This is a genomic window from Enterococcus sp. FZMF (assembly GCF_030263915.1).
Classification (GTDB): Bacteria; Bacillota; Bacilli; order Lactobacillales; family Enterococcaceae; genus Enterococcus_D; species Enterococcus_D casseliflavus.
In genome coordinates this window covers 856,279-880,602 of the sequence record NZ_CP127160.1, presented here as the reverse complement: position 1 = coordinate 880,602, position 24,324 = coordinate 856,279, and the positions used below count along the sequence as shown (strand labels likewise).

The 24,324-nt window shown below is 41.6% G+C and carries 21 protein-coding genes; 4 read left to right on the top strand and 17 right to left on the bottom strand.

The genetic code is table 11. The features are described from left to right. Positions 1-13: 13 nt before the first annotated feature. The 11 genes from rpsN to QN079_RS04245 form a co-directional block, all read right to left on the bottom strand. A complete protein-coding gene (rpsN, locus tag QN079_RS04295; RefSeq protein ID WP_005225340.1) occupies positions 14-283 on the bottom strand; it encodes a 30S ribosomal protein S14 in 270 nt (89 codons plus the stop codon). A gap of 16 nt (positions 284-299) precedes the next feature. Then, positions 300-452, bottom strand: coding sequence for a 50S ribosomal protein L33 (gene rpmG, locus QN079_RS04290; protein ID WP_005225339.1), 153 nt, complete (start codon positions 450-452; stop codon positions 300-302). Between the two features lie 300 nt (positions 453-752). Further along, the gene (locus QN079_RS04285) at positions 753-2,732 is read right to left on the bottom strand and encodes a S9 family peptidase (RefSeq protein WP_289230431.1); all 1,980 of its coding nucleotides are present in this window, start codon (positions 2,730-2,732) and stop codon (positions 753-755) included. Between the two features lie 90 nt (positions 2,733-2,822). Further along, complete coding sequence (locus QN079_RS04280; RefSeq protein WP_289230430.1) at positions 2,823-3,767, bottom strand: tocopherol cyclase family protein; 945 nt, start codon at positions 3,765-3,767, stop codon at positions 2,823-2,825. 241 nt (positions 3,768-4,008) lie between these two features. Further along, entirely contained in the window at positions 4,009-4,719 is a 711-nt protein-coding gene (locus tag QN079_RS04275; protein WP_289230429.1) for a DUF1129 domain-containing protein, read from the bottom strand. A 6-nt stretch (positions 4,720-4,725) separates the two neighbouring features. Then, positions 4,726-5,043 carry a PadR family transcriptional regulator gene (locus tag QN079_RS04270; RefSeq protein ID WP_008377296.1) on the bottom strand — a complete coding sequence of 106 codons (318 nt, stop codon included), beginning with the start codon at positions 5,041-5,043 and terminating at the stop codon, positions 4,726-4,728. A 156-nt stretch (positions 5,044-5,199) separates the two neighbouring features. Then, positions 5,200-5,904, bottom strand: coding sequence for a DeoR/GlpR family DNA-binding transcription regulator (locus tag QN079_RS04265; protein WP_289230428.1), 705 nt, complete (start codon positions 5,902-5,904; stop codon positions 5,200-5,202). 67 nt (positions 5,905-5,971) lie between these two features. Beyond that, complete coding sequence (locus QN079_RS04260; protein WP_289230427.1) at positions 5,972-6,838, bottom strand: ketose-bisphosphate aldolase; 867 nt, start codon at positions 6,836-6,838, stop codon at positions 5,972-5,974. Between the two features lie 53 nt (positions 6,839-6,891). Further along, positions 6,892-8,295 (bottom strand): PTS fructose transporter subunit IIC, encoded by a 1,404-nt coding sequence (locus QN079_RS04255; RefSeq protein WP_289230426.1) that lies wholly within the window; start codon positions 8,293-8,295, stop codon positions 6,892-6,894. Further along, positions 8,292-8,774, bottom strand: coding sequence for a PTS sugar transporter subunit IIA (locus QN079_RS04250; RefSeq protein ID WP_289230722.1), 483 nt, complete (start codon positions 8,772-8,774; stop codon positions 8,292-8,294). Before QN079_RS04250 ends, QN079_RS04255 begins: the two co-directional genes overlap by 4 nt. A gap of 321 nt (positions 8,775-9,095) precedes the next feature. After that, on the bottom strand, positions 9,096-10,133 hold the full coding sequence (locus tag QN079_RS04245) for an NADH:flavin oxidoreductase/NADH oxidase (RefSeq protein ID WP_128488063.1): 1,038 nt from the start codon (positions 10,131-10,133) through the stop codon (positions 9,096-9,098). Between the two features lie 262 nt (positions 10,134-10,395). Between QN079_RS04245 and QN079_RS04240 the strand changes: the two genes are divergently transcribed. Continuing rightward, positions 10,396-12,537 carry a HelD family protein gene (locus tag QN079_RS04240; RefSeq protein WP_289230425.1) on the top strand — a complete coding sequence of 714 codons (2,142 nt, stop codon included), beginning with the start codon at positions 10,396-10,398 and terminating at the stop codon, positions 12,535-12,537. Positions 12,538-12,697: 160 nt separating this feature from the next. On the opposite strand, the gene QN079_RS04235 is transcribed toward QN079_RS04240, so the two are convergent. After that, positions 12,698-14,074, bottom strand: a complete 1,377-nt coding sequence (locus QN079_RS04235; protein ID WP_060792881.1) for a CHAP domain-containing protein — start codon at positions 14,072-14,074, stop codon at positions 12,698-12,700. A gap of 391 nt (positions 14,075-14,465) precedes the next feature. On the opposite strand from QN079_RS04235, the gene QN079_RS04230 reads away from it, so the two are divergent. After that, on the top strand, positions 14,466-15,866 hold the full coding sequence (locus tag QN079_RS04230) for a metallophosphoesterase (RefSeq protein WP_289230424.1): 1,401 nt from the start codon (positions 14,466-14,468) through the stop codon (positions 15,864-15,866). A 451-nt stretch (positions 15,867-16,317) separates the two neighbouring features. Here QN079_RS04230 and QN079_RS04225 read toward each other — a convergent pair whose 3' ends face one another. The 5 genes from QN079_RS04225 to QN079_RS04205 form a co-directional block, all read right to left on the bottom strand. Further along, complete coding sequence (locus QN079_RS04225) at positions 16,318-16,671, bottom strand: nuclear transport factor 2 family protein (RefSeq protein WP_060792883.1); 354 nt, start codon at positions 16,669-16,671, stop codon at positions 16,318-16,320. 496 nt (positions 16,672-17,167) lie between these two features. Further along, positions 17,168-17,368 (bottom strand): cold-shock protein, encoded by a 201-nt coding sequence (locus QN079_RS04220; protein ID WP_005225331.1) that lies wholly within the window; start codon positions 17,366-17,368, stop codon positions 17,168-17,170. 247 nt (positions 17,369-17,615) lie between these two features. Next, positions 17,616-19,076: a glycoside hydrolase family 1 protein gene (locus QN079_RS04215; protein ID WP_015509156.1), complete on the bottom strand. Its 1,461-nt coding sequence runs from the start codon at positions 19,074-19,076 to the stop codon at positions 17,616-17,618. A 1-nt stretch (position 19,077) separates the two neighbouring features. Further along, on the bottom strand, positions 19,078-20,520 hold the full coding sequence (locus tag QN079_RS04210) for a glycoside hydrolase family 1 protein (protein WP_060792884.1): 1,443 nt from the start codon (positions 20,518-20,520) through the stop codon (positions 19,078-19,080). Further along, positions 20,517-22,388 (bottom strand): beta-glucoside-specific PTS transporter subunit IIABC, encoded by a 1,872-nt coding sequence (locus QN079_RS04205; protein ID WP_081091758.1) that lies wholly within the window; start codon positions 22,386-22,388, stop codon positions 20,517-20,519. The genes QN079_RS04210 and QN079_RS04205 overlap by 4 nt, the downstream gene beginning before the upstream one ends. A gap of 107 nt (positions 22,389-22,495) precedes the next feature. Between QN079_RS04205 and QN079_RS04200 the strand changes: the two genes are divergently transcribed. Together QN079_RS04200 and QN079_RS04195 are read left to right on the top strand one after the other, a co-directional pair. Then, complete coding sequence (locus tag QN079_RS04200) at positions 22,496-23,305, top strand: MurR/RpiR family transcriptional regulator (RefSeq protein WP_015509153.1); 810 nt, start codon at positions 22,496-22,498, stop codon at positions 23,303-23,305. 245 nt (positions 23,306-23,550) lie between these two features. Continuing rightward, positions 23,551-24,135: a polymer-forming cytoskeletal protein gene (locus tag QN079_RS04195; RefSeq protein ID WP_010747631.1), complete on the top strand. Its 585-nt coding sequence runs from the start codon at positions 23,551-23,553 to the stop codon at positions 24,133-24,135. Positions 24,136-24,324: the final 189 nt, after the last annotated feature.

Here is a 24,324-nt window from a genome sequence, read left to right as displayed (position 1 = left end):
TGACTCCTTTCTGTTACCAGCTTGCTTTTGTAACGCCGGGAATTTCTCCGAGATGTGCATGCTTACGGAAATTGATCCGTGACATGCCGAATTTATTCATGTAGCCGCGCGGACGACCATCGATCATATCCCGTTTCTTCAAACGAGTCGGATTCGAATCCTTCGGTAGTTTGGCCAATGCTTGGGTATCTCCTTGTGCTTTTAGTTCTTGACGTACTGCTCGGTATTGTTCGATGAGTTGTACTTGTTTGTTGTATTTTGCAATTTTTGATTTTTTTGCCATTCAGTTATTTTCCTTCCTATTTCTTGATTTCACGAAAAATCGCTCTGCGCCGCAACTTTGGTGAATATTTTTTTAATTCTAAACGTTCCGGCGTATTGCGCTGGTTCTTATTGGTCAAATAAAGTCTTTCCCCTGTCTCCACACATGCCAAAATAATATTGTTTCTCATAATAACCAGCTCCTTTCTCTTGCGTCACACCAAAAGAACACTTAAAGTGTAACCATTACGTTTTGTATCTTATCACACTAAAACACAGGAAGCAAGCAAAACTATTTCTTCTTTTTGTTATTTAACACGTGAAGAAAACGTCATATGAATTTGTTTTCAACCGTCACTGTCATTGACGGCAAGATATCAGGACCCTGTAGCTTTTGATCCCGCAAAAAAATCACCTGATCTTTAAGGAATCACTGGTCGGTCTTTTCAAGCAGCCCAAGTCGTGATTCTTTGTCAGGTGATTTCATTCGGTTAATTTACTGATTGGTTCTCATGTGATGCAAGCCATTCACTAATCGCCTGCAAGCGTTCTATCCGCAGGTTCGGTAAGCCATTGCGCGACAAACCATGAGAGGATTGAGGAAACAGCATCAGCTTCGTATCGACGCCTTGACGTTGCAATGCCATGTAAAACTGCTGTCCTTGTTCTTGCGGACATCGCAAATCATTTTCCCCATGCAGGACTAGCGTAGGTGTCTTAACTTGGCTGGCATAGGCCAAAGGCGACATCTTCCAAAGTCCTTCGGTCTGATCAAGTTCCCGCAACAATTGGAATTTGACAAAAGCTGGTCCAATGTCGCTCGTCCCATAAAAGCTGATCCAATTTGAGATCGAGCGTTGCGTAACGGCCGCACAAAAACGATCGGTATGGCCAACGATCCAGTTGGTCATAAAGCCGCCATAACTGCCGCCAGCCACGTGAATGGTGTTCGTATCGATTTCTGGATGGTTTGCCAACACGGCATCCACCCCCAACAGCAAGTCTTGATAATCTTTATTGCCATAATCACCTAAAATCGATTTGACAAACGCCTGACCGTATCCTTGCCCGCCACGAGGGTTCAACAAGATGACCCCATAGCCATTAGCGGCATGGACTTGCATCTCATGGAAAAATGTTTCCCCATAGCAGACCTGCGGACCGCCATGAATGTACAAAATCGCTGGATGATTCTCCTTTGTTTCGGTCGGGGGCAAATACCAGCCTTGAATTTGCCAATCATCTGCTCCTTCGTACCAAAACGCTTCGGGTTTACTGATCGCTAATTGTGACATAATTGCTTGGTTAGGATCATAGAGATCGGTTACTTTACCACTTGTTAAGTCAATCAGTGCTAAGCGACTAGGGATCGTTGGCGTCGCATAAGCAACAGCAAGTTTGGCTTCTGAATAGATCGCCGCATCGAGGATATCCATTTTTTCATCAAGCAGTTTGGTCCATTCTCCTTGGGTCGTGGCACGGTACAATTGTAGCTTGCCATGTTCTGTTACGGGTACAAGGAATGTGTCATCCGTCAACCAGGTGATCGCTACGCCACGATTTTTTTGTTGAAAATCACTGATGATCGCATTGCCAAAGGCAACATCTAACTCCTTGGAAAGATTTTTGACTGCTTTCGTTTTTAAGTCGATCAAAAACAAATCATCCAAGGTCACAAATCCGTAAGAGAGATCATTGCCTAATAGTAATAGCTGATCATTGCGCGCAGCAGCAAAAGTGTAGGTTCCTTCTGGCAGAATGTTTTCTAAACTTTCTGCCTTTTTCGTCTGGCTATCAAGGAGATAAACCTTCGAGCCATAGTCCCATTCATCTTCTTCCTCTTTGTCAAAGGTGAGGAACAACGTCTTCTGATCATCCGCGATGCCAGAAAAAACAAAGGGAGAATCATGCTCAAAAATCAGTTCCGTTTCTTGTGTCGCGATCGTTTTTTTGATGATCGAATGTTTTTTTTCTTTTAAAAAGCCGACGCCATCCGCCAAATAATTGACTTTCGTAGTAGCTTTTACTTCTGGAAATTCCTTTTGCTTGTCCGTCTTTTCTGTGTCGTCTTGATTCTCTGAGAGCGGCTCTTCTTGTGCCAGCTTATAATAGACCGCCGTTGCGTCTTGCTTCCAAAAATAGTCCCCCAGATCCTTCTCAGTGACAAGTGCTTGTGGCTTGCCGCCGGATACTGGCATCGTCCATAACGTACTTTCACCTTTCTTTGGATCGGTCGTCACAAAACTGAGCCTTTGCTCATCTGGCGAGACCTTTAGGTTGTTGTGGGTCGTCGCTTCGTTTCCCCACTCACGCCGTTCGTTGGTCTTTGCGTCAATACTATAAATCGCTGAATCATACGTATTGGTCTCTTGGTTGACTGCCGTTTCCAAGTAAAAAACCTGATTTTGCCCCACTGCAGGCTGCGCAATCGTTTTCAGTTCAAACAGTGTCTCATTCGTTATTTTTTCCATCCGTTTCCCTCCAAAGATACGTGTTTTCGCAGTTACTATCTACTAGTATATCAAAAGAAACGAATTTTTCTGCTTTTTTCCCGCCTTTTTTTAATAGTGAAATCCTCGCAGATTCGCTACTTCTTCAAAACCAGCCAACGTTCCCGTCTGCCGCAAGATCTCCTGCCCATTTTCTAAAAGGGTCAAGGCAATTTCCGTACTGGCGCTTTCGCGAATGATCCGATTCATTTGCCCAATAGAAGGTGCTAACAACGAATGGCCTTCTTTCGTCAACACTTCGATCGTCAGCAGCCACTGTTTTTGTTTGAGCTGGATCACTAAACGGTCTTCCGTACGTTTGACATCATGAATCTTTGCACCATGATAAGTAGCAAAACGATATTCTTGGCTGCCGACTTGCAGAACACAAATCGTTCCCAAAAAAGCAAAACCAGCAAAGGGAATGTCGGCTGCGGAGAAAAAGAACCGAACATCTGGTGCATCAAAACTGTTGCACTGAACCCAGATATAAGCTGCTGGAAAGGAGGTTCCCCAGTCTTTTTCCAAATAACCGATCCCGTTCGAAAAATCGATTGGTTCTTCGTTCCAGTACAGCGTACCTTCTAAGGTATGACTCATGCTCAAGACACCGTGGTAGCACTCCATAAATGACAGATACGAAAAAGGCCCCATGATACTCGGCGCATAACGCGTCCGCTGAATCGGTTTGTGGTCGTTGTATTTTACTGCTCCTTGTACTTGGAGATCGTTATTTTTTAAAGAAACTTGAATGCCTGCTTCACTAAAGATATTGTCACCAATCGTTACTTTTCGCTCCTCTTCTGAAACCTGAAAATCAGTTTCTGGAAAGGAGAAGTAATGCGCGCCCTCATGATTGATCACTTGAATGAACACTTCTTTGGTACCGTCTTCTTGAATCGAAAGACCAGGAATAAAAGCATAGACTTCTTCACCAATTTGGTGCTTATGGTACCAGCCTTCAAAAAAAGCGGTCTGCTTGTCGTGGCCGTGAAAGAACCGATCTGTTGTCAACATCTTGATTTCCCTCCGTTTCTTTTTTAAGTGTAGCATGAAGCAGAAAGATTCCTCAGGATAATGCTTTTGACCATGTAAAAAAGTCAGAAACAAGCAACACACTTGTTTCTGGCTTTGCTTATTGCTTTTTCATCACTCGACGGGTCCACCAGAGAAAAATAAGAAACCCTACAACGAGCAGTGTCAAAAGTCCGCCGGTCATCCACGATGTATCCCCAATGTGATAAAATGCCATGGCTTTTTACAGGCAACCAAGCAACACAAATACCCCCAGTAGAAAAACGATCGGATAAAAAGCTTTTTCTTTGCGTGATACAACAAAAACGATCGCCGCTACCAGCAAACTGCCAACCAATACTACATCAAAAGGAAATGCGATCGTCAGGAGCCACCAGTTTGGGGTCAGCAGATTGATCAACAGTGAAAGACCAATCCAGCCACTCACAACGAGCCAAAGGGAGCCGAAACGAATCACCTTGCTTGTGCCCTTCTTTTGATAGATGGTTTTGCTGATGATCGCAAAAATCCCGATGACCGCTACCACAGTTACCAATCCTGTTAAAAGATAATCCAGCAGGTTAAGAACCAGTGGTCCTTGATTTGTAAAATCAGCTATAAACTTGATCCCCCAACTGATACCAACCGCTAGATATGCCAATTTGAGACGCTCTTTGAGATTGCTCTTTGGCGTGTTTGCCAACAGTTCATCTGCCACCCCTTTCGGATCATTGCCAAAATAGTGTTGCGCCTCTTCTCCATGAGTTTGTGCTTCTAATAAATCCATTGCAATCGCGTATACCTGCTCTGTGACTTTATGCTCATCGTAAAAAAGGCTGGAAAGTAAGAGGTAGCTTCGAAAATCATCAAAAAATTGGCGATTTTTCTCATTGAATTGTTGCTCGATCAGATTGGTTTGCTCTCGCCAATAGGTCGTCTCTTGTTTATTTGCCATGTTTCCTCACTCCTTAAATAATCCTTCGACTTTCTTCATTAGGTTCGTCCATTGTTCTCTAAATTGTGCCAAATAGTCTATGCCTTTCGGGGTGATCGAGAAATACTTGCGATCAGGTCCTTCAGGTGATTTTTTCATCTCAGAGGTAATAAGTTCTTGTTTTTCCAACTTCTGCAGCAAAGGATAGATCGTGCCGCCAACGATCGTTTCAAAGCCTCTTTGCTTCAGTTCCTGTACCAGTTCATAACCATAAATCTCTTTTTGAGCAATCACTTGCAAAACACACCCTTCCAAAACCCCTTTTAGCAATTGCGTCTCTTTCACGATTTCCCTCCTTTGGTTCCCTTTATCTAGTTTGTTATACAAACTAGTGTTGTACCTAGTATACGTGTTCCTCACTAGTTTGTAAAGCATACTAGTAGTGGAAATAAAAACGGCCTTTTAAATAAGACCGTTTTTGACAAACTCGATGCTTTTTTTCTAGATGACAATATCGATATCCTCGGGTAAGAGGCTCTTGTAAAAATATACTTTATTCCGCTTTGATTCTAAAACCATTAGAATAATTTTTTCGGTGCAGTCTTTCAATACCTGTTTAAATACTGCTTCCCCTTCAGTATTCTCAGTGGCTCCTTTTTCTTCATCGTATCCCCTACAAGAGAGAAGCGCAAGATCAAAATGATAGGTCCTGAGCTGGTTGACTGCTGTAACTGAATTAACGGTAAACTTTTTGTTCGTTACCGTCCCGCCAACGATGGTCACCTCAGCAGCAGTATGTTCCGATAGTAGTGCGGCAGTTAGCACACTATTGGTTACCACTCGTAACCCATGAATTTTTTTCAGGTAAGGGATCAGGTACAAAGCTGTGCTAGAACTGTCTACGAAAATGGTCATATCGTCCTCAATATACGTCACTGCACGTTCTGCAATTCTGCGTTTTTCTTCATCATTGACATAATTCCCCACTTTTGTCAGATAAGCCGCATCGACCTTCTCTGAATCGATCAGCATAGCACCACCTCGGGTACGTCTGATTTGTTCTTCGTTTTCCAGTTCAATCAGATCGCGTTTGATCGTAGCATCACTATAATGTAAGAATTCAACTAATTCCCCCAGAGAAGCAAATTTCGTTTCATTTAAATACATCATGATTTTCTGCTTACGCTCATCTTTTGCTTTCCCCATACATAAACTCCTTTTAAAAAAGAAATTCCCACCAATTTAATCCTGTGCCAATCAATCATTTCCTATATTATCTCTGATAAAAACTTGCTTTGTCAACCGTATTCAGCAGTGTCAATTTATGGCGTACAACAGTTTTCACATCTTCTATTGGTTGTACATATACTTGATTTGGTTCATACATAGCAGGGTTTTCCGTCAATACTTTTCTGACTGAATCAAAAAATACGGATTTCAAATCAGAACTAAGATTTACTTTGCATACGCCATATTTTACAGACTCTCGCACTTCATGATCTGGGTTTCCTGACCCACCATGCAATACAAATGGTAAAGCAATACGATCGTTCAACTTTTTCAACAAATCGATGTTCAACTTAGGGGTGATATTTTTTGGATACAACCCATGAGCCGTTCCGATCGCAATGGCAAGGGTGTCAATGCCGGTAGCACGTACAAAGTCTTCGGCTTGGTCGACATCTGTGTAAATAATTTCTGCAGCTCCCCCTTCTGCGGAGCCGTTGTTCCCAATCGTACCAATTTCTGCTTCAACGCTGACACCAACCGTATGTGCCAGTTCAACAACTTCTTTCGTGATTTTTTTATTTTCTTCGTAATCGGCTAATGATGCATCGATCATCACCGAGGTATAGCCATTACGGATCGCCCGCATGACATCGTAGATTGATCCCCCGTGATCCAAATGAATAACGACTGGTACCTTACTTTTTAATGCGTACTCCCGCACTGTCGCTATGAAACAATCTCCTAAGTATCCGATCTCATCAGGATGAATTTCTAAAATGACTGGTGCATCCTGTGCCTCAACTTCTTCCATGATTGCTTTTAACATATCAAAACTGCAAATATTAAATGCTGGAACAGCAAATTTATGTTCTTTTGCTACAGCAAGTAATTCTTTCATTGTCATTAACATTGTGACATTCCTCTTTTCTTTTGATTCGTTTCGCTTCAACCTATAAATAGTTTCTAAATCAGTTTTCCTTCATCGGTTGGTTGGCGTTCCATTTCACTTCTAGATTTTTTCAGAAATCCTAACATCAATGCTGTAACCACCGTTCCAGAAACGATTGCCACGACATACATCAATGGATTGTTCAATACATTGGGAATCGGTAAGATCCAGATACCCCCATGTGGAGCTAATGAAGTTACACCGGCGCCCATTGATATTGCAGCAGCGGTTGCTGAACCTGCCATCAAACTAGGTATTACTCGTAATGGGTCTGCGACAGCGAATGGAATCGCACCTTCAGTAATATAAGATAATCCCAAAACCCAGCAAGACTGAGCGGAAGTTCGTTCTTCTTGAGTAAATTTTTGCTTAAACAAGATAGAAGCTAAGGCAATGCCTAGAGGCGGTGTCATCCCGGCAGCCATACAAGCCGCAATTGGTGCATTAACTCCTGCCGACATCAAACCAATACTAAAGGTTGAAATCGATTTATTGATGGGACCGCCCATATCAGCTGCCATCATAATGCCTATCAGTAAGCCGAATACCACACCACTCGTAGAACCAAGTCCATTAAGCCAATTCGTCAAAGCATCCAATACATAAGAGATTGGTTTATCAATGAAATAAAACATGGCAAAGCCAGTCACAGCAACTGAGATCAAAGGAACAATAATCAACTGATAGAGTGCGGCAAATGATTTTGCTACTGTTACTTTATTCGCTAAACAATCCGTAGCATACCCAGCGAGTAAACCACCAACCATCCCACCTAAGAAACCAGATCCTCCACTTGCCGCCATCGTTCCCGCAACCAAACCAGCGGCAAAGCCCGGTCTACCTGCAACGGAAGTGGCAATTCCTGCTGCAAGTGCAGGAACCATCAATGCAAAAGCCGTATTCCCACCAATCGTGCTTAAAACTTCGGCAATTTGATTGTATGAAGGATCGCTAGGATCAGCTGCATTGATCCCAAAAGCAAAACTAAACGCAATTAAAATTCCACCGGCAATAACCAAAGGCAACATGTAATTAACGCCATTCATGAAATGATTATAAATGCCAGCTTTCTTTCCAGATTCGTTTGAAGCATGCTCGGCTTGGGCAATCGTGGTCACTTCTACCCCATCTATTGCCTCTTGAATTACTTTTTCTGGTTCTCTGATTGCTCTTGCGGTTGACACTCTTTTAACTTTTTTTCCAGCAAATCGGTCGGTCTGCACTTCTTTGTCAACCGCTAAAATGACAACCTCTGCCTGTTGAATTTCTTCTGTACTCAAAATGTTTTCGACTTTTACACCTTGTGTCTCGATTTTGATTGTATATCCCAATGATTTTGCCGTTTTTTCCAGTTTTTCAGCAGCCATATACGTATGCGCAATTCCAGTCGGACAAGCAGAAATACCGACAATTTTCATACAGGTTCCCTCTTTTCTGATTGATTTGATTGAATATTGTTAATAATATCTGAGGCGTCTTCTGCCTTTTTTACTGCATTTCGAAATCCTTCGTGCATCAATAATCGTGCGAGATTGCTTAAGATGATTAAATGATCGTCAGTACTCTTTTCAGGTACTGCGATGACAAAAGAATAGGTGACTGCCGTTCCGTCAATTGCTTGATAATCAGTAATTGGACTCGACTTTACGAAGGCGATTGCGGGTCTTAGCACTGCCTTACTTTTTGTATGAGGAATACCAAAATGATCCTCAATCCCAGTAGAGGTTTGTTTCTCGCGACGAAATAAATCGTTTTTGTACTTCTTTATATTACTGATAACTCCTGAGGACTCGAATAAAACAGATGCTTGAGTAAACAATTCTTCTTTTGACCGAATTTGTTCATCAAATAAAATGAATCGTTCATCAATCAGTTGACCGATATCCAATTTCAACACCTCCATTTTTTTGTAATCGTTTTCGAAAACTTGCCTAAACTATACCATCGTGAACTAAACAGTTCAATGCTATGAGCTATTTAATGCAAATAGACGAAAAAAAGTGGGATAAGTTCATAAAAATGATCTATAAAAGTCAAAAAAAAGAACAAAGAACGACAAATCATCGTCCATTGCTCTCTTATTTCGATTAATACCTAACCTATACTAAAAAATTTTTTAAAAGAAGAACCGTAAGTAAATCTCTACTTTTCTTCCATTTCCGATATCTACACTTACAAGTCATTCTTTCGAATCAACTCTCATGTAATAAAACATGAATCAACGCTTCACCCCGCGTTGATAGGAATCATTGTATGCTTGAAAAGACTTATCGTGAAGTTTCGCCGCTGCATCTGCCAACCAGTTGACATTTCTGATCAATGCGCGGCCTTGTAAAACCAAATCTACTTGATTGGTTTGCAAAAGATATTCGCAAAGATCAGGATTATCCAATAAACCGACTGCTGCTACGGGAATATCGACCACTTGCTTGATAGCTGCAGCAAAGGGCACTTGATAGCCATCATAGATCGGAATATTAGGCTTTTTATCCACCACACCGCCTGTGGAACAGTCAAGACAATCAATGCCATCTGCTTGAAGCCATTGGGCCACTTGCTGCCAATCTTCCAACGAATTTTGGCGTCCTGGTTCTTCATAGTCTGTCAATGACAAGCGCATCCACAAGGACCCAGAAAAGACTGCTCGAACTGCTTGTACCGTTTCTTTTACAAAGCGATACCGATTCTCTAAGGAACCACCATACAGGTCGGTGCGTTGATTGACGAGAGGCGAAAGAAATTGATCCATCAAGTAGCCATGAGCCCCATGAAGTTCGATCATCGTGACACCCGCATTGGCTGCTCGTTGGGCAGCCTGAACAAAACTATCTTGCACCCGTTTGATTTCCGACAGGGTCATTTCTGACGGTAACGGGTAGCGCTCGTTAAAGGCAACGGCACTTGGTGCCAAAGGATTGCTGGCATCAACTGCTTTTCGTCCTGCATGGCTTAGTTGGATGCCTACTTGCGCATCGAACCCATGCAGCAGTTCCACCAATTTCGTCAGCTCTGTTTGCTGCTCTTCATTCCATAACCCTAGATCATTGTTTGTGATTCGTCCGTCTGGTTCAACGGCAGTCGCTTCAATAATGATCAAGCCGACTTTGCTTAATGCTCGTGCCCCGTAGTGAACAAAATGAAAAGGCTCCGCAACACCGTCTTCTTTTTTTACTTCATACATACACATCGGCGACATAACGACGCGGTTGGCCAATGCTAAATTCGCTAGCTTCACTGGTGACAATAATTTGGACATGCTGACACTCCCTCAACGATTTTTCGCTTTGTATTTTCTCTATATTCAGTATAAACAGCCCCTTCAAAAACACAAGCAATGACCCTTTTTCCCATTTTTAAAACAAAAAAATAGACGCATTCTGCTTGCTCCCATGACATTGGAACAATCAGCTGCCTCTTCCCACTATTATTATACCGCATCCAGAGTCAAAAAAATAGACTAGTATTTTTGGTGGATGCTCGTATAATTGAGATACTTTGGAGAATGGATGTGAGTCTGAATGAACGACCTAAAGGCTGAAAAGAAGCATCTCGCAGACACGTACCAGCAATTGCTGACACGAAAGACAATGCTGAGCAGCTTCTTGACTGAAGGCAGAAAAAAAGATCGCCTTGCGATGCAAAGCATCGGCGAAGAGATTCGCTTAAACTTTGATAATTTTGCTGACCGTTTAGATACTTTTGCTGCCATCGAAAGTAAGAACCGTGAGATCGACCAAATGAACGCCGCTCTTCAATCTGCTGAACGTGAATTAGCTGCCATCGACCGTCTACTGGATAGTCCCTACTTTGGTAAAATCTCCCTACAGTTTGAAGATGAGGAAACGATAGAAGATTTTTACATTGGGATCAATGGTTTTGTTAATGAAAATAAGGAAGGGTTGATCTATGATTGGCGCGCCCCAATTGCCGAATTGTTCTATGCCAAACGCTTGGGCCCGGTCTCTTATCAAGTGAACAATCAGACGATTTCTGTCGCTCTTGAACATCGCCGACAATTTATTATCGAAAAAGATCAATTGAAGCAAGCCTTTGATACCTCCGTCGCGATTCAAGATGAAGTGTTACTGGCAGCCCTTGAAGCCAATAATAGCCAAAAAATGCAAGATATCACTGCTTCGATCCAACACGAACAAAACGTCATCATCCGTGACTTAGCGCATAAAAACCTACTGGTCAACGGTGTTGCTGGAAGCGGAAAAACGTCTGCTGTCATGCAGCGAATCGCCTTTTTGCTGTACCATTTTCGTGAAGAGATGACCGCTGAGAATGTCTTGATCCTCTCCCCGAACTCTCGGTTTATTGATTATATTTCGCAAGTGCTGCCTTCCCTCGGTGAAAAAAATCCATTGACGCTGACCATGCGGCAGTTTTGCCAAGCATTTCCTAGCGTTGACTTAGAATCGGAAGAGGCGTATTTTGACCGCATCCAGCAAACACCCAGTGAAGCAATCGACCTTTTGCGCAGTGCGGACTTTAGTCGCTTTCTTCAATCCTTGAGCAAACAGCTGCCAGAAGAACTTGTGCTTCAGTTTAAACCAATCAAAAGAAAAAACGTCGTCCTTTTTTCTGAAGAAACGATCGACACTTTCTTCCAAGAGACACCAAAACAGGCATCCTTGCGCGATCGCATCCAAGCAGTCAAAAAGAAATTGGCTTACGCTTGGGAGGATCGACTGCAAAAAAATGCCTTAGCAGCAAATGTTCACGACCAAGTTCGTTCTTTGACTGAAGCCGAACAGCGCTCCCTATTAGGGAGAGTTTTAAAGGATGATTCAGAAAAAACAATTCAGAAAGCAGCCATTCGCCTCCTGAAGAAAAAATACGCAACGGTTTCCAAACAAATAAAAAACCTTACTTGGTTTGATACAAAACGATTGTTAGCAGACAGTGCCGACTATTTTACTCACGGACAGATCACTTTGACGCAAACAACAGATAGTTTGGATTATACCGTTTGTCTATTGCTGATTCGTCATTTGCTCGCCGAAAAACAACCTGTCCCTGCGTTACGCTATCTATTTATCGATGAAGTCCAAGATTATACGCCAGCACAAATTCAGTTTCTATTATGTCTTTTTCCTATGACCGCTTTTACCCTCGTGGGGGATCAGCAACAGGCGATCTTTACAAGTGCCATCACCGTATCAGAAATCCAAACGTTGTTTCAACAACAGGCGAAATCCCTCGAAACGTATCAGCTGACTACGAGTTATCGGTCTAGCGGTGCAATCACGCGGTTATTTGCCCAAATGCTACCAAAAGAAACCAATTTAAACATCTCTGCCGTTCGACCAGAAGGAAAGTTGCCACAGTTTTATGCCAATCTGCCTGACGTTGCGTTAGTAGACATAGTAAAGGAACTTAAGCAGCCAGTAACGATCATCACCAAAGATAGTCGATCCAGTGAGGAGCTCAAACAGTTCTTCGATAAACAGGCCGTGTCATTTCATGGAACGGTTTTACCGATTCATCTTGCCAAAGGATTGGAATTTAAGCAGGTCCTCTTATATGATGTCTCAGAAGAAAATTATCATACCGATCAAGACCGGCGGATTCTCTACACGGCGATTTCTCGTGCAATGGAAGAACTGGTGGTAACTTCAAAAGGAACCTTTTCGCCGTTTCTCCCTCCTTGCTAGTAGAACGAAAAACCTCCTATTTTCTATAGAATCTTGATAAGATTTGAGAGAACCCTGTCTTGCCTCTCTGAGTAGTTCTCTTATCTGACTGATTTAGAAAGCTATCGATCAAATAAAAAAGCATCAACGCGATTACGTTGATGCTTTGCTTTTGAATTGATTAGCGATGGATGTAAGTATATCCAGATGCGCTCATTGTTGCAGTGTTTGGTCCACCAGGACTGTCAAAGCCCATTCCGCCTTGAGAGATTGTGATGGTATTGTTTGATGGGTTGTATGATTCAACATAGGCTACGTGTCCATAAGTTGGATCAGCAGTCCATTCGCCACCAACTGATTGACCAGCGGCAAAGACTACAACGGCACCGGCTGCTGGTGTACCATTGACAGTGTATCCATCAGCTGCAGCTGACGCACCCCATTGTGCACCATTACCCCAGTAAGTACCTACCCAAGGAGCGCGGTTTTTCACGTACCAAGTACATTGACCCCAAGCATACATGTTACCTGAGCTTGAATGATCTTTTCCACCGCCAGTAGAAATACTTCCTGTAGAATTATTGTTTGATGAAGAGTTTGAATCTGAGTTACTTGAGCTTGAATTGCTTGAACCAGTGTTTGAAGAGCCTGCGTTCGATGAACTTGAGCTGTTAGAACTGCTGGTATTGCTTGAGCTTGTGTTGCTTGAAGAACTACTTGTTGCTGTTTCAGTAGAAGCTGTTGTATTCTCTGTCGTGCTTTCAGTTGATTGAGCAGCAGCTTCTTGTTGTGCTTCTTTCAAAGCAGCAGCTTGTCTTTCTTCTTCTGCTTTTTGAGCAGCAGCAGCTTCTTGTTGTTCTTTCAAGATACGTGCTTTTTCAGCTTCCGCTTCTTGTTTTTTCTTATTCAATGCATCTTTGTCTTTTTCAGCAGTCGCTTGTTCTGCTGCTAAGTTTGCTTTCAAGACATTTAAGTCAGCTTGTTTTGCTGCGATGGCATCTCTTTGTTGGCTAAGTTCTGCTTGGTTCGCAGCAACTTCTTGGATCTTGCTTTCGTTTTCTTTGACTTTGTCTTCAACATCTTGTTTGTCTTGTTTTTGTTGTTCAACTAAATCATTGTTTGCATTGACGATCGTTGTCATCGCTTGTACGCGACCGATAACATCCGTTAAAGAATCTGCTTCTAAAACAGCATCAATGAAATTGGTGCTTTGACCGTTAACTTGTACATCACGGGCTTGCTTTTGGATTGCTTCTTCACGTTTGGCAATACGCAATTTCAATGTTGCGATTTTGTCTTGCAATTTCTCAGCTTCTTGACCTAACTCAACTTGTTTCGCTTCTAATGAAGCAACTTTTGCACTCACTGTTTCAATTTCTGCTTCTAGAGAATCGATTTGTGATTGGGCGTCAGCTTGCTGACCTTTAAGAGAATTGATTTTTTGGTCTTGCTGCTCGATTTGATCATCAATGGAATCTGCAAATGCTAATGCAGGTGCTGCAACTGCTGTTAATGTTAGTGAACACACCATTAATGCTGATAACAAACTATTCTTCACTCGTTTTTCCTCCGACTAGCTGGTTGATTTGACAGATGAACTGCCTTTATAAAAACTTAATTTTGTCTAAGAAAGTTTAATGTTCGATTTAACGACAAATGAATTCTACCATAATGATATGACACACAGATAAAGGAAATGTTACAAAAATGTTTCAATCTAACACTCCCTTTATCTCAACGATAAATAACATGACAATTAAAGACCGTTAAATCAACGTTTCTGAATAAATTACCGCATTTTCTTTTCATTTTCATCATCTAAAATAAATTCAATTCATGTTATCTTTATCAAAATTAAGGCTAATTATTCAAGGATTATAACTTGATCACGATTATTTTATTAAGAAAAACTATGAAAACAAGAAATCATTCAAAAAAAGACCATTTATGTGACAAGTTCCCTATTCCTTTCTATAATAAATAAAACAAGCGAGGAGGGAATCGCGATTCGTACACACAAAAAATGGTTTTGGCCATTGGCACTACTTACACTTTTTGTCACCTGTTTCCTGTTATTCTTTCAATTTCGTAAGGTGCATGAAGCCGATACTCCATTGCAACAGGCGAGCAACAGTGAGTTTTGGCTCTTAAGTGATATTCATTTTCTTTCCTCCACGCTCCATGATAACGGCGCAGCCTTTCAGACCTTCACAAAGGGAGCTGCTGGCAAAGAGATGACGTATCAAGAACAATCGATCGAGGCCTTCACCGCTCAAGCCTTAAAAGAGAAACCCACGGGAATTATTTTGACCGGTGATATGACGCTCAATGGCGAGAAAGCAAGTGCTCAAGAGTTGGCAAGATTGCTTGAACCATTGCAAGAAGCTGACATTATGGTTTTAGCATTACCTGGCAACCACGAGATTTACAATGGTTGGGCGCGAGCATTTAAAGGTGAAAAGGAATACTACGCAGATCAAATCAGTCCTGAGGATTTTCAAACGATTTTTGCTGAAGGTTACGAAAAAGCCAACAGTATCGACAAGTCTTCCCTTAGCTACAGCATTCAGTTAAACGACAAGTATCGTCTCTTTTTGCTCGATTCATGTATCTACGATTCTGAGGTTAATTGGGATGATCCTACTACGAATGGTGAGTTGAAACCGGCTACTCTAACTTGGTTGGAGGAGCAATTAACCCTGACGAAAGAAGCGGAGCAAGTACCACTGGTCTTTTTGCACCATAACTTGTTCGGTCATAATGAACTCTTACAAGACGGTTATGTTCTTGACAACGCCTCTGAGACTGTCGCTTTGTTGGAACGCTTCAACGTGCCAGCCGTTTTCTCTGGTCATATCCACATTCAAGACATTAACGAAGGGAATGATTCGCTTTATGAAGCAGTCACTGGGTCTTATTCAACGGCAGAATTAGGCTACGGCGTCCTTTCTCTTTCTGACAAGGAAATCAACTACGAAGCACGCCAGATTGATCTCGATGCTTGGGCGGCTGAAACGAAGCAAACTGATGAACAGTTGCTGAACTATCAAAACTATCAGAAAAGTATTTTTGAAAAAGACACCGACCAACTGGTCCGTGACCAATTGTCCGCAGTGTCTGAACTGTCAGATGCCCAGATGACAAAACTTTGTACGTTTGTCACGAAGCTGAACACTGCCCTTTTTACTGGCAATGATACTTACTCAGCCGAAGAAAAAGCTGCTATCAAAGACTCCAAGGAGTATCAGTGGTTAGCGACCTATTCTTACTTTTTGAAGCAATATGTCGATTCAATGCTGGACGATCAAACCGATGATCGCAAGCTGACGATCCCCCTCACAGCAGAATAAAGCCAAAAAGTGTCTTCTTCCTTTCTTTTAGGAAAAAGACACTTTTTCTTTTCTAATGAACGATAGCCCTCTCGTTTGGGTAAACGAGAAGGCTATCTGACGAGTCAATATTTATTCTTTGAAAGTGCAGCATACTATTACTACTATTATTTATTTCTCATTTAAACGATACAATCCCTAACCTCTATTGTATCCTTGTAACTCTGAAGTTACGCCAGGTTTGAATAAATTTCTTCAAAACAAGTAACGTGTGGTACAAAAATATTTGTCGCTTATCAATAACTATACCACGCAACTAGGCGCCGACGGAAGTAAACTAACTTATTCTTAATCATTACTTAAAACAAAAGGTATTGTTTTCAAACAGTGTTGCTCCTTTAAGAATTTTACGTGAAGCGATTAACCTTCCTGTCATGCATATCTGCTAACCATTCCTATAAGGGAATTCCTTTTATTCAATAGGCAAGTCGTGCTGTTTTAAGAAAGATAATTTATCCCAGTAGCCTCTTTGAAATAAAATTTTATCATTTACTATTTGAAAAAAACCGCAACCTCTCAAACCTAAGGGGTCACGCCACTCTAAAATTGCCCATTGTCCATCTTCGAAAATGTTCTCAACGATACAAACCATTTTTGCGTTAGAAAAATCTTGCTCAAACATCTGCTTGATCGCTTGTTTCCCAACAACTGGCTCATTAGCAACCTGGTGGTTTATTGCATTCTCATCATATAATTCTGAAATACATTCTACATCTGCCTGATTAAACGCATCAACCCATTGGCAAAGTATTTCTTTTGGCTTCATATAAATCTCCCTCGAAATGTAATCATCTTTGTTCCCATCTCCAATAAAAAAAGCAGCTAATTTGTACCAATATATTCTACTTTTACAATTCATTCAAGACAATATCGATGAAACGAATAAGAAATATCGATCTTTCACATCGATTACTCTTGTATAAGTACGGGGTACCATATATTGAATCGTAGCATGTTTCGCTTTAATGGTAGCAACGCCACTAAACCTATTCAACCACTTTATTAATTTATTGAATACGGTATACAGCCCCTCTTTCTTTTTATACGCTTATCATCGAATGAGAAATCATAGGTAAGTAAACCGCAACGCTTAGGGCTAGTTGAATAGTGAAATCAAAGATGTACTATTTACCATGTCAGGTCCTCAAAACCTGCAACTATTCTCTTGTAGCAGATCATCAAAACCCTATCCATTTCAATAATTATGTAAATTAAAGCAAAAAAAAGCGAGAACCCAATGGATTCTCGCTTGTTAACGTCAATTAACCTTTAACGATGTTTGTTGCTTGTAAGCCACGTTGGCCTTCTTCAACGTCGAAAGTCACTGCTTGACCTTCTTCTAAAGTTTTGAAGCCGTCGCCTTGGATAGCTGAGAAGTGAGCAAATACATCATTGCCGTCTTCACCTGTAATAAATCCAAAACCTTTATCTGCATTAAACCATTTTACTGTACCGTTATTCATAAACGTATACCTCCATATTACACATCGACTGTGTTTATTTGTTTGTAATAGAAAATGATGTGTAATTGAAGTGTGTATCAATAGAAAAGATAAACAAGTATTAACATATCAGAACTTTACCTATTCATCATAGCATGGTTAAAATAAAATAGCAAATAAAGTTGGCTTTTTTTCTTGATAAAAAGGTAAATTGTTAAGAAACCTTATGATTAAGCCTAGCAATTGCTTTATCTGGAAGAATCAAAAATCAAAGAGTTGCGCCGTTTGAAGCAATTACTTTTTTGTACCAATCAAATGACGCTTTCTTGATGCGTTTCTTTGTGCCATTGCCTTCATCGTCTTGGTCAACATAGATAAAGCCATAACGTTTCGACATTTGTGAGGTTGAGGCACTAATGATATCGATACAGCCCCATGCCGTATAGCCAAAGACCTCGACGCCATCATGCAACGCTTCATTGATTTGTTCAATATGCTGACGCAGATAGTCGATTCGATAAAAATCATCGATGGTGCCATCTTCGTTTACGACATCTTCTGCTCCCAAACCGTTTTCGGCAATAAACAAAGGTTTTTGGTAGCGGTCATAGAGTTGATTCAATGCTGTTCGCAACCCTTTGGGATCGATCTGCCAGCCCCATTTACTGCTTGGCAAATAGGGATTTTTAATCCCACCAGTGATCAGATTCCCGACAGCACTTTCCAATCGTTCTGGATGTGCGCTGACTGCACTGGACATATAGTAACTAAATGAAACAAAATCAACCGGGTTTTCTCGGATGACTTCTAAGTCTCCTGGTTCGATCACCAATTCCACTCCTTTTTCTTCAAACATGCGGTTGGCATATGCTGGATAATAGCCTCTTGCCTGCACATCACTGAAAAAGAGTGAGGTTCGTTGACTTTCAACTGTTTTTTGGACATCGTCTGGATCACAGCTGTACGGCGTTAATAATTGATAGCTGATCATGCAGCCGACCTTGGCATTGGGAATCAATCGATGGCAATAGTCAGTCACGATTGCGCTGGCGACAAATTGATGGTGCGCCCCTTGGTACTTGTCTTGTTCAATATTAGGATGACCTTCTTCAATGATCCCGACACTAACATATGGATGGTGTTTGACACAATTGATTTCATTAAAAGTCACCCAGTATTTGACTTTCTTTTGGTATCGCTCAATCACCGTCTTGGCAAAACGGACATAAAAGTCGATCACTTGCCGGTTTGGCCATCCTCCATACTCAGTCACTAAATACAAAGGCATCTCATAATGGGATAGTGATACCACTGGTTCGATCCCATACTTCAAACACTCATCAAAGACTGCGTCGTAAAATGCCAATCCAGCTTCGTTTGGCTCTACCTCATCCCCCTTTGGAAAGATCCGTGTCCAGGCAATTGACATCCGATAGGCTTTGAAGCCCATCTCAGCAAATAAACGAATATCTTCTTTAAAGTGATGATAAAAATCGATTCCCTGTCTTTTCGGATAGTATTTCGTGCTGTTTGGATCCTGTGCTTCTGCAACTTGCTGATGAGTCATCATATGCCATTGGTCAGTCCATCGTTCTTTCGGCATTGAGGAATCGAATAGATAGACATCAGAAACCGACAAGCCTTTTCCATCGATTCCAGAACCTCCTTCAACTTGGTTGGCAGCCGTTGCTCCTCCCCAGAGGAAATCTTTTGGAAAATAACTTTTCATTTTACTTGCCGCCTTTCAAAAATGATTCGTACGCCAACGCTTCCCCATTCGTGGCGATCACTTGCTGATAATACGCAAAACTAGCTTTTTTCTTGCGGGAAAGATCTCCGCTACCATCATTTTGCTTATCGACATAGATAAAGCCGTATCGTTTTTCCATCTCTCCTGTCCCCGCAGAAACGATATCGATCGGTCCCCACCATGTATAGCCTAGAATCGTTGCGCCATCTTTGATCGATTCCGCCATTGCTTCTACATGGTCTTTTAAATAGGCCATCCGTTCTTCATCGACGATCGATCCATCTTCATTGACAACATCCTTTAAACCAATTCCATTTTCAACGATAAATAATGGTTTTTGATAGCGATCAGTCAATTCGCTGCAAACATAGCGTAATGCCAGCGGATCGATCGGCCATCCCCAAGCAGTTTCTTTTAGGTAGGGATTCTTTTTCCCTAGTAATCCGCCAGTATTGCCTAAAATTTTCATGCCTGCTTCATGCAATGAGCTGCGGTAAAAACTAAAGCCTAAATAATCGCAGGTCCCCGCTTTAATGATCGCTAGATCTTCTTCTGTAATGTCCAGCAACAGATGATTATCCTTCACGATGCGGTCGAAGTATTCCGGATAGGCGCCTCGCAATTGCACATCACTATAGAACAAGGAACGACGGCGCAGTTGATACGATTCAAAAACATCTTGCGGGTTGCACGTTGCAGGGTAAATCGGGCTCAGTGACAGCATACAGCCAATCTGATTGTTTTCATCTACTGCCTTCCCATTCAGAACTGCTTTGGCACTTGCAACAAACATATTATGACTTGCTTGATAAAGTGCCTGTAATTTTTCTTCTTCAGTCTCGAAAGAAAATACATCGATACCTGCTGCGAGTAACGGGATCGTATGGGTATGGTTGATTTCATTGAAAGTCATCCAATATTTCACTTTCCCTTTGTAGCGTGCAAAAACCACTTTTGTATACCGATCAAAAAAATCGATCAGTACACGATTTTGCCAACCACCATATTTCGTCACCAAATGCAGTGGCGTCTCAAAATGAGCTAATGTAACAACTGGTTGGATCCCTTTTTCATTCAAGGCATCAAATAAATCATCATAAAATTGTAAACCTGCTTCATTGGGTTCCGTCTCATCCCCATTCGGAAAAATGCGACTCCAAGCAATTGAGGTACGCAAACACTTCAAGCCCATTTCCGCAAAAAGTTCAATGTCTTCTGGGTACCGATGATAAAAGTCGATGGCTTCATGGCTCGGATAAAAGTTATCCTCTTCAAGCTGCAGTGAAACTTGCTCAATACGTTTTTCACCAACTGGTAAAATATCCGCTACACTTAATCCTTTTCCTCCTTCCAAATAAGCTCCTTCGGCTTGATTTGCGGCGATTGCGCCGCCCCATAGGAAATTTTTTGGAAATACACTCATGAAATCGCTCCTTTTAATAAATCATTTGCTACCAAAGCGGTAACGTCTTTTTTCGCTTGATCCACAACTGTCAATGCATCTTCTTTGATCACACTGGTAAAGACCAACATGGTTGTCGGATCATATCCTTTTTCAATAATTTTTGCTAAGTCAAAGGTGCCAATTTTTTGTCCCTTCACGACTTGATCCCCTTGTTTCACCGAAATCTCAAACACGCCTTTTGCTAAATCAACCGTGTCTAAGCCGATATGCACCAACACTTCCGTCCCAGCAGCTGATTGGATCCCAAAAGCATGTCCAGTTGGAAAAACTGTCACAACCGTACCAGTAAGTGGCGCATAAATATCGCCGGCTGATGGATAAACGGCTAATCCATCCCCCATTGCTCGAGAAGAAAATACTTCATCTTTGACATCATCAAGCGTGATCGTTTCACCAGCAACTGGTGTCATCACTTGCAGCCCTGCACCTTCTTCTAAAACAGGTTCTAGCGTTTCTTCAAATCCTAATACATAGGTCAAAATAGCAGTACCGAAGAACGCAAAGGCAATGCCGATCAAATAGTACACAAAGGTGTCCCCAAAGAAAGCTGGCAATGTCGTCAATGCTGGGAAAACATAGACGATGGCCTTGGTTTGCATCATTCCCATAAACGCACCAGCAAGGGCACCAACGATGGTTTGAGCAATCAACGGCTTTTTAAATTTTACCGAAAGTCCATAGACGATTGGCTCTGTAATTCCGCCAAGCAATGCTGGAAGCAAGGAAGATAGCGCCAGGCCTTTGGTTTCTTTTCTGCGAGAGCGTAAAAATACACCTAAAGCAACCCCAGCACTCGCAAATGTTGCTGCTGCGATCATCGGGCGCAGCGTATCATAGCCATATACCGCTAGGTTATTGACCATGATCGGTACAACTCCCCAATGGATCCCGATCATTACTAAGAATGTCCAACCGCCACCGATCAACAAGCCAGCCAACAGCCCGCTCTTGTCGCTGATAAAGTTCATGGCATTGCCTAAACCGTCTCCAAGCATTACACCGACCGGTCCAATGATCAAAACGGTCAAAGGCACCATGATCAAAAGAGCTACTAGTGATAGAGCAAAAATCTCGATACTCTTAGGAATGATCCGTTTGAGTAGTCGTTCCAAATGCGAGTAGATATAGATCGAAACGATCGCTGGAATCACGGTACCCGAATACCCCATCAACACAGCTGGGATGCCAAAGAAATCGACCGTCACACCGTTTTCCGTCACCATTGCTGTAAAATTCGGCTCCAGCAACGCCCCAACGATTGCTAAAGCAATAAACATATTGACTTTGAAAATCCGCGCTGCACTGATCGCTAAAAATAAAGGCAAGAAATAAAAGACACTATTGCCAGCAGCAGCTAATATTTTATAGGTGCTTCCTTCCGCATCCATCAAATGATAGGTTGTAAAAACAACTAGCAAAGCTTTCAACATCCCTGCCCCTGCAAGAGCAACAATGATTGGATTAAAGATCGCAGACAATACATTGAAGAATCGGATAAATACATTGCCTTGTTTTTCTGTTGATTCTTCGGCATCCCCATCACTTTCCAAAGCATTTTGGATCGAATACTTACTCATGATCGTTTGAAAAACATCCGCTACATGATTACCGATCACGACTTGAAACTGGCCGTTTCCTTCAATGACAGACAATACCCCATCAAGCTGCTGAATCTTATCCTTATTTTTTCGTGCCAACTCGACATCTTTCAACTTAAAACGCAATCTAGTGATGCAATGATACAGGCTAACGATATTTTGTTCCCCACCGACCTGTGCTATAATTTCACTAGCAAGTTTTGAATAATCTTTTGCCAAATGACTCACTCCCGTGTTTGATTTATAAAGCGCTTTATGGCGTTACTATAGCAGATTTTTTTCTCTCACCTGCGAAAGTTCGCAATTTGGAAACTGCTTACAAGAAAGGAAAGAAAATGGGCCTCTTAATCATTCGTTTATTGAATCTTTTAAATAATGCACCCACTGATTCCACCAACTACTATATCGGTTTGACCATGATCAACCATTATGATCAGATCCAAACTCTAAGCATTGGTGAATTCGCTGCTCTTTGCCATGTGTCAAAGTCAACCGTTTCAAAATTCGCTCGCACCTTGGGCTTTGATGATTATGGCGATCTAAAAGACAACGCTGCCTTTATCGAAAACCGCTTCAACAATCCCCTGAATTATCGTTCGAATATTTTGTCTGCCTTAGAGCAAGAGGGCGTAGACTCCTATTTTGACGCAGTTGTACAAGACATCGATTATCTGCGTCATCATCTTGATCTGCCAGCCATCGAACGGGTCGCAAAAGCCATTGTGACGCATAAAAATGTCTTTGCTTTTGGAATTTTATTCTCAGAATCGGCTGCTATTGATTTCCAGATCAAACTAGCATACAACGGCAAGTTCATTCGGACCTTCCAAGACGATCTTGTACAGGAAGAAATCATCAAGACCGCTGATGAAGAATCGCTGTTTATCATTTTTACCAACTCCGGTGACTACCTAACGAAACAGCAAATTCGAAATGGAACACCACGGAAAGATTTCTTCGATCGAACCAAAGCCAAAGTCATCGTGATCACCGCTAATCCACAGATCTCGGAACTGCCCTTTGTCCAAGAAGCAATCATCTTCCCTCACCAAACCCATTTTCAAACCCATGCTTTTATGTATCAGTTCATCATGGATTTGATCGTATCGAAGTTCAAGCAGTTGACGGATCGAAAGCGCATGTAGTAATGACCCTCCATTATAGAAGAAGGGCATTTCTTCCATAATGGAGGGTTCTTTGTGAATAAGATGTCTCATTCATTCGTAAGCGTCACTCATTTATTCCTAGTTTCTTTGAAATTTTTTTAATCCTAGGCTGCTATTTATTAAATTTCTCCTCATTTATGTTTTTTGTTTCACAAACTTCACCTCGGTATGGTATAATCATTTTGTTTTTAAGAAAACTATGGGAATACAAAGGAGAAGGAAACATGAAAAAAACTAAAATCACTTTAATCGCTGCATCATTGCTTATGGGAGGCACTCTTTTAGCTGCATGTAGTTCAGATAACGATACAGCTGCAAGCTCATCATCATCAACAGCAGCTTCAACTGCTGCATCAACTGAATCATCAGATGACGTTGTTTCAACTGCTTCTATCAGTGACCAAACTTCAGTGATCGAAAAAGCATTGAGCGCAGATGGTAACTGGATCGTTGCTGTAACTGGCGACATGACATTTGATAACGATGTAACCGTTGATGGCGAATTCCACGACAAAGGTGACGACTCTGCTGATATCTACCGTAAATTTGCATTGTACTCACAAGATGAAGACCGCAACGTAACAGCTGAATACACAGTAACTGTTCCTAAATTGATCGTTAACTCAGAAAACTTCAACATCGTTCACGGTGTAATCAAAGGTGACGTTGAAGTGAATGCTAACGGCTTTGTATTGAACGGTGCAAAAGTTGAAGGTAACGTAACATTCACTTCAAAAGAATTCCAAGATTCAGCAACACTTGACGAAGATGGCGCTTCTGTAACAGGTGACGTAACAGTTAGCGAATAATCTTTCACTGGATTTCTGTGAAATAGATGAACAAAAAACGATGTTGGCAAGTCGATCGTTGATCCCTTGCCAACTTTTTTTGTTTTTTTATAAACAATTGCATCCGCTCTCATTACTAACATTGTGTAAGTAAGAACAAAGCCCAAGAAAAAAAACTGGCTTGCTTACGCAAAACCAGTTTCTTCTTTA